Source organism: Rhodococcus sp. WB9, assembly GCF_007558985.1.
Classification (GTDB): domain Bacteria; phylum Actinomycetota; class Actinomycetes; order Mycobacteriales; family Mycobacteriaceae; genus Rhodococcus_F; species Rhodococcus_F opacus.
Genome location: NZ_CP041769.1, coordinates 3764833 through 3777019, shown reverse-complemented (window position 1 = coordinate 3777019; position 12187 = coordinate 3764833). Strand labels below are relative to the sequence as shown.

12 protein-coding genes and 1 pseudogene are annotated in these 12187 nt (G+C 66.5%); 4 read left to right on the top strand and 9 right to left on the bottom strand.

Annotated features, from left to right (window positions below; genetic code table 11):
* The first annotated feature begins 10 nt into the window (after window positions 1-10).
* Window positions 11-199 carry a hypothetical protein gene (locus FND50_RS36155; protein ID WP_186301307.1) on the top strand — a complete coding sequence of 63 codons (189 nt, stop codon included), beginning with the start codon at window positions 11-13 and terminating at the stop codon, window positions 197-199.
* A gap of 469 nt (window positions 200-668) precedes the next feature.
* Here FND50_RS36155 and FND50_RS17460 read toward each other — a convergent pair whose 3' ends face one another.
* The 3 genes and pseudogenes from FND50_RS17460 to FND50_RS36145 form a co-directional block, all read right to left on the bottom strand.
* Window positions 669-1124 (bottom strand): SRPBCC family protein, encoded by a 456-nt coding sequence (locus FND50_RS17460; RefSeq protein WP_144286501.1) that lies wholly within the window; start codon window positions 1122-1124, stop codon window positions 669-671.
* A 687-nt stretch (window positions 1125-1811) separates the two neighbouring features.
* Window positions 1812-1976: pseudogene (locus FND50_RS36150) on the bottom strand (hypothetical protein); the annotation flags it as partial.
* 32 nt (window positions 1977-2008) lie between these two features.
* Complete coding sequence (locus FND50_RS36145) at window positions 2009-2146, bottom strand: hypothetical protein (protein WP_186301369.1); 138 nt, start codon at window positions 2144-2146, stop codon at window positions 2009-2011.
* Window positions 2147-2274: 128 nt separating this feature from the next.
* Here FND50_RS36145 and polX point away from each other — a divergent pair, with 128 nt between their 5' ends.
* The 3 genes from polX (at window position 2275) to FND50_RS17445 (ending at window position 8378) form a co-directional block, all read left to right on the top strand.
* Window positions 2275-4008: a DNA polymerase/3'-5' exonuclease PolX gene (gene polX, locus FND50_RS17455; RefSeq protein ID WP_186301306.1), complete on the top strand. Its 1734-nt coding sequence runs from the start codon at window positions 2275-2277 to the stop codon at window positions 4006-4008.
* Between the two features lie 262 nt (window positions 4009-4270).
* The gene (locus FND50_RS17450; RefSeq protein WP_144286500.1) at window positions 4271-5449 is read left to right on the top strand and encodes a site-2 protease family protein; all 1179 of its coding nucleotides are present in this window, start codon (window positions 4271-4273) and stop codon (window positions 5447-5449) included.
* A 313-nt stretch (window positions 5450-5762) separates the two neighbouring features.
* Complete coding sequence (locus tag FND50_RS17445; RefSeq protein ID WP_144286499.1) at window positions 5763-8378, top strand: cation-transporting P-type ATPase; 2616 nt, start codon at window positions 5763-5765, stop codon at window positions 8376-8378.
* A gap of 91 nt (window positions 8379-8469) precedes the next feature.
* Here the strand turns inward: FND50_RS17445 and FND50_RS17440 are convergent, their stop codons facing one another.
* The 6 genes from FND50_RS17440 to FND50_RS17420 form a co-directional block, all read right to left on the bottom strand.
* Window positions 8470-9624 (bottom strand): GNAT family N-acetyltransferase, encoded by a 1155-nt coding sequence (locus tag FND50_RS17440; RefSeq protein ID WP_397494191.1) that lies wholly within the window; start codon window positions 9622-9624, stop codon window positions 8470-8472.
* Between the two features lie 55 nt (window positions 9625-9679).
* Window positions 9680-10219, bottom strand: a complete 540-nt coding sequence (locus FND50_RS37790; RefSeq protein WP_397494105.1) for a hypothetical protein — start codon at window positions 10217-10219, stop codon at window positions 9680-9682.
* 114 nt (window positions 10220-10333) lie between these two features.
* Complete coding sequence (locus FND50_RS17430; RefSeq protein ID WP_144286497.1) at window positions 10334-10771, bottom strand: SPW repeat protein; 438 nt, start codon at window positions 10769-10771, stop codon at window positions 10334-10336.
* 54 nt (window positions 10772-10825) lie between these two features.
* Window positions 10826-11260 (bottom strand): CBS domain-containing protein, encoded by a 435-nt coding sequence (locus FND50_RS17425; protein WP_144286496.1) that lies wholly within the window; start codon window positions 11258-11260, stop codon window positions 10826-10828.
* 62 nt (window positions 11261-11322) lie between these two features.
* Entirely contained in the window at window positions 11323-11481 is a 159-nt protein-coding gene (locus FND50_RS36140) for a hypothetical protein (protein WP_186301305.1), read from the bottom strand.
* An 84-nt stretch (window positions 11482-11565) separates the two neighbouring features.
* Entirely contained in the window at window positions 11566-12021 is a 456-nt protein-coding gene (locus FND50_RS17420; RefSeq protein ID WP_144286495.1) for an Hsp20/alpha crystallin family protein, read from the bottom strand.
* Between the last annotated feature and the right edge of the window lie 166 nt (window positions 12022-12187).

The window sequence follows — 12187 nt, the reverse complement described above, 5'->3', positions numbered from 1 at the left end:
CTCGGGATACATGGCTTCGATTCTCGCCTTGATTTCGGCGGTGCTCATCGTGCTGGGCCGCCGCAGCGTGCGGGGCGTGGACACGGAGATCGTCGGGTTCGTGGGTGTTGCCATGGGAAATCTGCCTTCGTCGCTGTTTCTTGGGGGCGCCGCCGTGAGCGGCCGCGTAGGTGTTGTCAGCAACCACGCACACATGTGATCTGATTCACACGCAATAGTGTTACGTTCTCCGCCACCCGCGTCGACCGACTGCACTCGCACGCCGGACCCCTGGGCGACGGGGCCGCCACTCCCCTGTCCAGGAACCCTGCGGGTTGGGGACGTCGGCGCTCACCCTCCCCCCATCGCCCGGGTCGAGACCGGGTCGGGGTGTCCATCAGCGATGGTGGCACCCTCATCGCGACGGTGTCCAATGGCAATGGCTGAGTACTCACCTGCATTCCCTCGTGACCTGCGTCGCAGATCGGTCGACAGAGGCGCGCTTTCCGGTAGGGCAACGGCCCGGAGCGGTTTCGTACTGCTGGGCCGCTCGCGGAGTCGATCGTCCCCGCCCCCGCCGCCGCGGCACCGGAAGAACCTGCCCGGATGACCCGGGATGTCCGGCCTCCCCGACAGGTTGTACCAAATACCCAACTGGGTATTGGATGGGGTGCACGACCCGATTGTGGTCACTGGTCCACGGGTGCGGCTTCGAGGATAGCCTTCAGGCGAGCAAGGTCTTTGTTGTTCGCTCGACGCATAGCGCGGGCCATCAAGGGTGCTCCGAGTCGTGAGAACCCCGATGGTTCACCGCGGTTGCGCAGCGTCATCTTCGTGTTGCCGTTCGGTGCAGGCCTCCACTCGTAGGTGGTTTCCATCGGGAAGGGGCCTTCGGCCGTGCGCATAACGAAACGTTCGTCTGGAACCAGCTCTACGACCTCGTAGGTGTAGGTCAGACGCCGACCGAGGAACTCCGCGATGAATACGACTCGGGAACCAACTTGCGCCGGCTTCGAGGACTTCCACTGCACCTCTTTGATATTCGTATACCACGCTGTCGCGTTGTCGGGGTTCGACGAATAGTCGGCGACCTCATTCCGTGGCCGCGCAACGGTGATCTCGGTCTCGACGTCCACTACGGCCATGACATGACCTTCCTTGCGGGCCTGCTCGGCGGGCTGGGTTGACGAACTCCGCGCTCCGGACATGGCCCAGCGTAGCCCCGACTGTAGCTGGAAGGTCGTGCCGAACACCGGCGACCGGGATGGGCAGGACAGTGTCCGTCGGCGGCCGCGGCACGGGGCGCGCCGACCAGAGACAGACGCGCCGACCAGAGACAGAATAGTGAGCACGGCCAGCACAGCTCCGACCGCAGTGCGCGATCGACATCGACATCGGCATCGACATCGACATCGGCATCGGCATCGGCATCGGCATCGGATGCACCGCACACGGGTCATGGTGCCGCCTTGCCGTGGGGACCGGACCTTGGAAGTCGCACAATATCCGCTGACAAGCCCGCGTGTACGGTATTCAGCTGTTTCGGAATCGTTCGCCCATGCATCTGCCGGACGATGGCCACCGCTCTTATTCGCACACGTTCTTGTCGTCGACCACATCGGTCCATGGCTCAACGCGGTGTCCGACCGACACGAAATCTGAGAAACCGATACGCAAGCGTGGAACCTACGAGCCACCGACGAGTCGCTGTTTTCGCCTAACCTGTCAGGTTTGGAGCGGGACGACCTGCGGACTTTCACGATGTTTTGCTGTTCGACGGGCGGCGGTGCCCGGCGCCGCGGGGTGCCGACCTCCGTGATTGTCACCAGTCGTCACGAATATTCGACCACCACCATGTCGATGGTGCCGGTGAACGAGAAGGGGGCACGATCGTAGTAGTCGAGGGAGACCGGGGAGCCGAGGCAGGTGCCGATGTCGAGACAGTCGTTGGCGGTGAACAGTAGCGGTGCGCTGACGGGCACGGTGCTGTGGCCCACTTTGAATCGCCCCGAGTTCGGCAGTGGCTCGGTTATCTGGACTCGATCCTGCCGTGCTCGTCGCGGCGAAGGTACCGCTCGCTCAGCACTGCTGCTGCGGCCGGGCTGAACTGCCGCTGTCCGAGATCGGTCACCCGGTCGCGGCGGCCCCCGGGACGGGGCTCGCTCATTGCCTCGGTCTCGCGCGGACGCGTGTGCGATACAGGGGCCGTGCGGCGTACGGATCGAGGCCATAAGTCACTTGAAGCCAGCATCCACCTGGCCGATGGTGGGTATGGAGGGCAAGGGAGGTGCGCAGATGCCGCGATCCAACGACGCAGTCGCGGGAATGCTGCAGGAGTACTCCGAGCTACTCGCGATCTCCGGCAGAGCACCGTTCAAGGTTCGGGCCTACGAGAAGGCCGCGCGCACAGTCGCTGGGCATCCGGCCGAGATCGCGGGGATGGATGCGAAGGCGCTCGAGAAGATTCCGAACGTGGGCAGTCACATCGCCCGCAAGGTCCGCGAATTTCTCGACACCGGCTCGGTCACGGAATTGGTGGACCTGCGATCCCGGGTGCCGGAAGGGCTGCGCACACTGCACACAGTTCCTGGGCTGGGTCCGAAGCGGGCGCATCAAGTCTACGAAGAACTTGGCATCACCTCTATCGAGGGGCTGCTGCAGGCCCTGCACGGCCACGTTCTGCGTGAGCTTCGCGGCTGGGGTGCCAAGAGTGAGGAGAACCTCGCCGAATCTCTGCGCGACGCCCATTCGGCGGGCGGCCGGGTACAGCTGGCCTTCGCGCTGGGACTCGCAACGCAGCTGCTGGACAGCATTTCGCGGATACCGCAGGTGCGCCGCGCCGCGTACGCCGGATCGCTGCGGCGGATGCGAGACACCGTCGGGGATATCGATCTACTGGTAGCCGCGCAGGACTCGGAGCCGATCATGACAGCTGTCGTCGAACTGCCGCTGGTCGCCCGGGTGCTCGTTCACGGCCCGACCAGAACATCGGTGATCACCACGACCGGGATGCAGGTCGACGTCCGCGTCGTCGATCGCTCGGTATGGGGTGCCGCACTGATGTACTTCACCGGTTCCAAGGCGCACAACATCCAGGTCCGTGAGCTGGCCGGACGGCGTGGGATGAAGCTGTCCGAGTACGGGTTGTTCGACATCGAAACCGGAAGGCTCGTCGCGGCCGAGACCGAAGAAGTGGTCTATGCCGAGCTGGGGATGCCGTGGATTCCGCCGACTCTACGGGAAGGCGCCGGCGAGGTGGAGGCCGCCTGCAACAAAAGACTGCCGGAAGTGTTGGAGCTGAACGACATTCGTGGCGACCTGCACACCCACACCGATCTGACCGATGGGGTGGCCACGCTCGAGGATATGGTGGCGGCGGCAAAGGCCCGCGGGTACGAATACTACGCAATCACCGACCACGCACCGCTGCTCTACATGCAGCGCATGACCACCGCGAAGGCCTTGGCGCAGCGGCAACGGATCCGGGAACTGGAACGCCGCACGGGGATCCGGCTGCTGCACGGCACCGAACTGAACATTCAGCCCGACGGGTCCCTCGACTGGGACGACGAGTTTCTGTCCACATTCGACATTGTCGTGGCCTCGGTCCATTCCCAGTTCCGCCAGTCGCGCAACGAGATGACCGCCCGAGTACTGCGCGCCATCGAAGATCCGTGCGTCAATGTGATCGGCCATCCCACCGCCCGCCTCATCGGGACCCGGGCACCCATCGATATCGAGCTGGACGCGATATTCTGCGCGGCAGCCCGCACCGGCACGGCGTTGGAGATCAATGCGTCTCCCGACCGCCTCGATCTCAACGGCGATCTGGTCCGGCGAGCGCGCCACTTCCGCGTGCGATTCGCGGTCTCCACCGACGCCCATGCGGTCCCGCACCTGGACAACATGCGGTTCGGCGTGGCGACAGCACAACGAGGCTGGGCCTCCCCCACCGAAATCATCAATGCCTACCCACTCGATGAGCTGAACCCGTTTCTTGCGAAACAACGTCACCACGCACCACCGTGAGATGTGTGGCCCAGATTCCGCGACGTCTTCTGTCGGGAATCAGCTAGACCGGCCGATATCCCTTCTGCACACACGACACGCTGAAGCAACGTTCGGGCGACCTACGGCTGACCGAACTCGGTGCGGAGACCGAGTCGACCGCGCGCCGGTTGCAGTCCCGGCGAACGTGACCAATGGCCCTGCCGTGCCGATCCGGTCCGGGGTGGAATGGAACGGTTCGGGTCGCGTCCGGCGACCACGGCTTCCAGCAGGAGGTCCCCCGATGTTGCGCGGAGCGATTCCCGTCGGCCGGATAGCCGGCATCCGGATCTCGGTGCACTGGTCGCTCATCGCGACACTGGCGCTGCTGGCTTCGCTGCTGTCGCTGTCGATATTGCCCATGCAGCTCGCCGGGCGGCCCACGTCGCATTACTGGATCATCGGCACGGTGACCGCGGCACTGTTCATCCTGACTCTCGTCGCACACGAATTCGCTCACTCCGTGGTCGCACGCCGCCACGGCGTCTCCGTCGACCGGGTGACCCTGTGGTTGCTCGGCGGGATGTCCGAGTTGCGGGACGAACCACCCGATCCGCAGGCAGATCTCCACATCGCCCTCGCCGGACCGATCACCAGCCTGCTCATCGGTGTGGCGTCCCTCGTCGTGGCCTTTTCGGTCGAACAGTTCACCGGTCCGCTCGTGACCGCTGGCCTCATCTGGCTCGGGACGGCGAACCTGATCCTCGCGATATTCAATCTCTTGCCCGGCGCACCCTTGGACGGCGGCCGGGTGCTCCGTGCCGTCCTGTGGCGTCGCAGCGGCGACCGACTGGCTGCCACCACGTCCGCGGCCCGGAGCGGACGGACCCTCGGACTGGCGCTGATCCTGCTCGGCGGAGCACAGGCAATACTGCTCGGAAGCGTGGGCGGGCTGTGGTTGATGCTGCTCGGGTGGTTTCTCCGCACGGCGGCGAATGTGGAACTGATGACCGCATCGGCACGGCACCGACTCGGGGACCTTCACGTAGCCGACGCGATGACACCCACTCCCCTCGCCGCGGCCGCGGGCGACACCGTCGAAGGATTCCTCGCCACCGCGGCATCGTCGTCCCACCACCGGCTCTTCCCGGTCGTCGACCCGAACATGCACCCCATCGGAGTGATCACCCTGAGTGACCTGGCCCGGACAGCCCCGGCGGCGCGAAGCCGGACAACCCTCGGATCACTCGCCCGGCCCCTGCCCGACGCCGACATCGTGACGAGTGATGCCCTACTGGCGGACGTGACCACGGCGGTACTGCTTCGACCGGGTCTGGATCTGATCGCAGTCGTCGACGGTGGGCAGCGCCTGACGGGTATCGTCACGGCCACCGACCTCGTGCGGGTGTGCGACCGGACCGCACTCGGACTTCCCCTCCGCCACCACCCGACGACCCCCGGCAACGGCGGCGGACTCGACTGAACGTGGCGGGCAGCAGATCATCACCTCGCCCCGGAACAGACCAACGGACGGTTCACCACCGCCACATGACGGCACTACGCTCCGCCGGTCCGCGTCCCGCCATCACTCCTCGAGCAGCCCGCCAAGGTGAGGACCTTCTCCCCTACGGCGCCATCACGGCAGCGGCCACGATGGTGGGGACTCGATGATCCGCGTAATCCGGGTCCTGCTTCCGTGGGGGCGATCGGCAAGCAGTTTGCCTGGGCAGGCGCCTGACCCTTCGCACCACGGAGCAGTTTCGGGAGAACACGACCAGCCGAGCCGAGGAGGCGGCGTGGACGGCGACCGCACAGCACAGACGACCACCCGCAGTGGCCTGAGTAGTTCCGAAGCGGCCGCGCGCCTGCGCCGGGACGGCTCGAATCAGCTCCCCGCACCGAGCCGAGTGCCCTGGTGGCGAAGGCTGTTCGCCCAGTTGACACACTTCTTCGCGCTGTTGTTGTGGTTCGCGGCCGTTCTCGCCTTCGTAGCGGGAATGCCCGAACTCGGCATCGCCATCGTCGTGGTGATCGTCGTCAACGGACTGTTCGCCTTCGCTCAGCAGGAGCGGGCCGAAAAAGCCGCCGACAAGCTCGGGGAGCTGCTCCCGACCTCGATCGTCGTGCGCCGCGACGGTGAACTGAGCCCCGTGCACACCCGCGATCTCGTGGTCGGTGACGTGGTCGCGCTCGGTGGCGGGGACCGGGTCCCGGCGGATCTCACCCTGGTCGTGTCGGAGCGGTGCTCGTTCGACGAGTCGACACTCACGGGTGAGAGCGAGCCGGTGTTCCGGGCGACGGGCACCCCAGTCCTCGCGGGCACGTTCGTGGTCGAGGGCGAGGGCGAGGGCGTCGTGACGGCGACCGGGGCCCGTACCCGTCTCGCCGGGATCGCCGCGCTGACCACCTCCGTTCGTCGTCCGCCCGGCCAGCTCGACAAGGAGATCCAGCGAATCGTACGCACGCTCGCGTTCGTCTCCGTCGGTGTCGGTGCCGTCTTTTTCGCGGTGTCGTTGCTCGTGGGCATTTCCTGGACGAATGCCTTCCTCTTCGCCGTGGGCATCACGGTCGCGCTGGTGCCGGAGGGCCTGCTCCCGACCGTGACGCTGTCCCTCGCGATGGGGGCCCAGCGCATGGCACGCAGTGACGCACTCGTCCGGAACCTCGAGGCCGTCGAGACACTCGGCGCCACCACCTTCATCTGCACCGACAAGACAGGGACTCTCACCCAGAACCAGATGAACGTTGTCGAAGTGTGGACTGCGGACGGGTCCGTGTCGGTCCACGGTGAGGGATACGAACCGACGGGTTCGGTGGCGGGCGCGCCGTCGGCCATCGCTCGAGCCGCGGAAGCCGGGAGGGCCGGAGTCGCGGCCTCGAAAGGACGGGTCGTCCACAAGGGCGGCGAGTGGCACCCGGTCGGTGATCCGATGGAGGCGGCGATCGCGGCCTTCGCGGCGCGTCTCTTGTCGCCGGATTCACCGGTGCCGGCAGAGGAGGTGGTCAGACGTTTCGGTTTCGACCCGCGACGACGGCGTGAATCAGTGATCGTGCTCGGGCAGCTGTTCCTCAAAGGTGCGCCCGACGCTGTGCTTCCCCGCTGCGCCGCCGGAAGGGCGTTGCTCGTCCAGGCCCACTCCGCGGTCGAGGACATGGCCTCCCGAGGCCTACGGGTGCTTGCGGTGGCCCGCCGTGAACTCGACGACCCCGGCCCCGACGCCTCGCCCGACCTCATCGAGCGCGATTTGGAGTTGCTGGCGTTGCTCGGTTTGGAAGATCCGCCGCGCACGACCGTGCCCCGGGCACTCGCGGCGGCGCGCAGCGCCGGCATCCGAGTCGCGATGCTGACCGGCGATCATCCGTCGACGGCGCACGCCATCGCCCGCGAGATCGGCCTGCTCGGCCCCGACGACATGGTTGTCCAGGGCGCGGACCTGCCCGCGGACGATCAGATCCTCGGCGCCCTCCTCGATCGCGACGGGATAGTCGTCAGCCGAGTGTCTCCGGAACAGAAACTTCGCGTCGCCAAGGCTCTGCAGGCCCGTGGACACATCGTGGCGATGACCGGGGACGGAGTCAACGACGGTCCGGCATTACGTCAGGCCGACATCGGGGTGGCGATGGGCCGGGGCGGAACCGACGTCGCCCGCGAAGCCGCGGATCTCGTTCTACTCGACGATGATTTCGCCACCATCATGACCGCAGTCGAACAGGGACGTGCCACATACGCCAACATCCGCCGGTTCCTCACCTACCATCTGACCGACAACGTGGCGGAGTTGACGCCATTCGCCTTGTGGGGGTTGTCCGGTGGCCTGTTCCCGCTGGCATTGAGCGTGCTGCAGATCCTGTGCATCGACATCGGAACCGACCTCCTACCCGCCCTTGCATTAGGCGGCGAGGCGCCCAGTAGGGGGGTCCTCGAACGGCCACCGGAACGCCGGCATCTGGTGGACACGTCGTTGTTCACCAGGGTCTTCGGTGTTCTCGGTCCCACCGAGGCGCTGGTGGAGATGACGGCGTTTCTCGTTGCCCTCATGGTGGCAGGGTGGCGGCCGGGCGGCGAGTTCCCCACCGGCCCTGCATTACCGGCCGCGTCGGGGGCCGCGTTCACGGCAGTGGTGCTGGGACAGATCGGGACCGCGTTCGCGTGCCGAAGCACCAGCCGACCACCGTGGGCGATGGGCTGGACGACCAATCGACTGCTGCTGTGGGCGGTCCTCGCCGAGCTCGGCGCACTGGCGTTCTTCCTGCTCGTCACTCCCGTCGCGGACCTTCTGGGGCACACGGTGCCGCCCACAGAAGGGTTCGTCGTCGCGGTCCTGGCCATTCCGTCAGTGCTCCTCGCCGACTACACCCACAAGCGAGTGCGGCAGCGTCGTAAGGCCGTCGGTGCTCGGCCGGTGGCCTAGCGGTCACGCCGGTGAGAGAGCCGCGCCTACCCGACGGCCTCTTCGCCCTTGGACTTGACCTCCGTCGCCCACTGCGATTCGGGTTCCGCGTTCAGAGGCTCCCTTTCCGGATGGCTCGACCTGCGTTTCCGTCCTGGGGAATCCCGGGTATCTGCGGGTGCATATCCTGGTGTGAGATCAGTTCGAGGTCGAAATGCACCGTTGCTCCGTCGTGGTGCAGTGCGTCGGTCCAGCCCTGTTCGGTGATGACCGCGAGCATGAGGGTGTTCTCCGAGAGGATTTCCGCGGTCAGGTGTGCCACACCGTGAAGGTAGGCGGCCGTTCCCAATTCCCGCACCAGCTGTGTGCCGATGCCGTGCCGCTGTTCGTGGCCGGTGACGGCGAGCGCTATCTCGGCGCTGATGCGTCCGGGGGTGGTGTCGGTGACTACGTAATTGGCGACGCCGACAAGGTCGTGACCTTCGAACGCGCCGAGGGACAGGTGCGCGTAGTCCTGCCGACAGATCTGTGAAGCGAACTCGCCGAGATGTTTCGGGCGCGGAGCGAAGAAACGCAGGTGGGCGTCCTCGTCGGACAGCTCCTCGTGCAGGTGCACGACCGCGTCACAATCGTCTGGGCCGAGCGCGCGGGTGGTGACACCGGGGATCGCGGTGTCGGTCGCGGACGCGGGCACCGCCCTGGCTTGCGCGGTCGGCCGGCGCGCCGGGCCGGGTTCATCCGGTGGCGGCCGGGGTGGGCAGACCATCGTCGGGCACCGACTGTGGTGGAACAGGTACGGGCTCACCGATTCAGCGGACCCAGCCGCTGCTGTGGGTCGTCGCCCGTGGGTTCCGATGACCACCAGCTGCGCACCCGCTGCTCGTTCGCTCAACGCCTCCCGCGGCGGGCCGGGCACCACGGATGCGGTGACGACGACGCCCGGGAACGCCCGCCGTGCCGCGGACAGGATGCCCTCGAGGGTGTCCAGACCTGTGGCCTGCCCGGGTGCCGACGCGGTGGGCTGGGAGTGCACGGCGATCAGTGGGGCGCCGAACAGATCCGCGTGTTCGAACGCCATCAGGGCGGCTTCGGCGCTGTCGGTGTCGCGGTCGACTCCGAGGACCACGGGCCGCTGGTCGGGAAGCTGTCCCGATTGCCCCCGCCAGATGATGATCGGGCACGCGGTGTGTTCGGTGACGGTGCCGGCCCGCGAGGTCGCCGCCAGCACGTCGGTGCTTCCGGCGTCGGGGTGCCCGAGTACCACCATCCGCGCGTCCTGGCCTGCGGTGGCCAGTGCTCGCATGGTGGTCGGGTCGATGCATTTACTGCTGGCTTCCTCGATCAGCGCACCGCTGACGTCGAGATCGGGGAACCGGCGGTGCACGACCGCGATCGCGTCGTCGACGACTGCGGTCGCGCTCGCATACGGTGCCCCGGCATCCGGGTGGTGAGTGATGTCCGCCCACCTGTGGTCGGCGCCCTGAACGATGTGGACGATGCGTAGCGGGCAGTGCAGGCGTTCGGCCAGGGCGGCGGACCACAGCGCGGCGTCGCGCCCTATGGGTGGTTGGTCCACGGTGACCACGATCGGGGCTTGTTCGTGTGCAAGCATGAGTCTTCCTCATGATTCGGCCGGCTGCGACGTCCCCCGTCATCGTCTCCGCCGCCACGCATGTGCGCGATGGGCGGTGCCGTGCTCGACTTAATCGAGTTCGACAAGCAGTGTGGCGGGACTGCACCCCGAGGGCGTGCACGTTGCGGGCTTGCGGTTGGTTCGTCGTGATTCCGTCGATCTGGTAGACCACCACCTCACCGTCGTGGAGGGTGCCGAAGCCGTCTCCGGCGATCTCCGAGAAGTGCACGAAGACGGCGGCGCCGCCGCCATCGGGGTGATGAAACCGAACCCCTGCTCAGGGTTGAACCAGTGGACGACTCCGTGTTCGCGCGTCGGGGGAACGACCGCGCAGGGCCACTGGTCATGATGATCGCCGAAGGAGGTCGGTTCCCACCGCGATGGCGGCCAGGCCCAGTACACACACCACCGCCCCGACGACGACGTTGGACCAGATCATCGCGGTGCCGGTGGTCACACCGGTGACGAGCCAGGGGGAGACGACCAACCAGATCCCGAGCACCGGCGCGACAAAGGTCATGCCGTGGGTACGGCCGTAGGCCGACCCGAACGCGGCCGCCAACAGCGCGACCGCGACACCGGCGATCAGGTTCGACATGGTGATCGAACTCTGGTCGGCGAAGCCAATGATCCAGGCGGACGCCGCGCCGTACAGTCCGGACAGCAACATCAGCCCGTCGGCGACCTGGGCGGTGGGCTGTTCGGCCGCCTGGTCGTAGCGTTGGCGCAACGCGACGATGTCCGGATGGGTGTGGATCGGGATGTGTGTCGAGGACGACATTGTTCTCAACTCCTACTGGGCGGCGGGGCCCGCACGGGCCTCCCCGCCACGGGTTCATTGACTCGGGAGAGCTTTCGGGGCGCAGATGGCTTCGACGAATGCGCCGACGGCGTGTTCGGGCAGGTGCCGGGCGATGTCGGCTTCACTGATCATGCCGACGAGCCGGTGGTCGTCGAGGACGGGCAGGCGGCGGATCTGGTGTTCTTCCATGACGGTGACGACCTGTTCGACGCTCGCGCTGGAATCGACGTGGTAGGTGCTGCCCTGTGCGAGTTCGCCGGCGGTCATCGTGTTGGGATCTGTGCCGGCGGCGACGCATTTGAGGACGATGTCCCGGTCGGTGATGATGCCGTGGAGGCGGTCGTCGTCACCGCAGATCGGCAGCGCCCCGACGTCCAACTCCCGCATGCGTTGTGCGGCTGTGGTGAGGGTGTCGTGTTCGCCGATGCAGGTTGCACCGGTATGCATGATGTCACGTGCTGTGGTCATGAGTGGTGATCTCCAAAAGTCGTTGTCAAAGAATGGGATTCATCCGAGAATGCCTGATTCTGTCAGCGGTGTCGGGGCCCGGTGACCGCGCTGGCCAGCAGGTAGCAGCCCAGCACGACGGCGGTCAGCGAGGCGATCGCGAACGCGACGGTGTTCCAGGCGGCGAGCGCGGCGAGCACGAGCCACAGGGCCGCCACAGTGGGGATGATCGTCTTGGGCATGCTGTCCTCGATATGCGGGGTCACCCACCGGGACCGGGACGATGGTGGTGGTGATCAGCCTGGTCCCGAGTTGCCGACCGCGCGTCAGTTGTGGCCGTTGCCGGCGGCCGTCTTCGTGATTTCGATGTGCTTCTCCGGGGTCGGGGATTCGGTGACCGGCATCGTCACGGTGAGGATGCCGTCGGTGTAGGAGGCGGCGATGTCGTCTTCCTTCGCCCCGGCGGGCAGCGGCATGGACCGGTAGAAGCTGCCGTAGTGGAATTCCGACCGGGTGCCTTCCTTGTGTTGTTCTGTGCGTTCGGCCTTGATCGTCAACTGCCCGTCCCGGACGCTGATGTCGACGTCCTTGGCGGGGTCGATCCCGGGCAGTTCGGCGCGCAACGTGTACCGGCCTTCGTCGAGGTGTTCCTCGACGCGGATCATGTGACCCTCGAGGGGCGTCCACGGGGACATCGCCTCGAATCGGGCCATCAGATCCGACCAATCCGGCAATGCCGGCCACGACGACTGGCTGGGACGGCGGGGGGACAAAATACTCATTGCTGACTCCAGAAACTGGGAGGTGGTTGTGTGACCTCTCCGAGTCCACTCCCCCCTCGGGATCTGGCAGTAGGGCCAACGGTCCTTACCTCGAGAACTTCCCCGGGACGGCGACCATCCTGGCCCGGGGCATGCTCGACGGCGGGCCGGGATTGTCGAGGTCTAC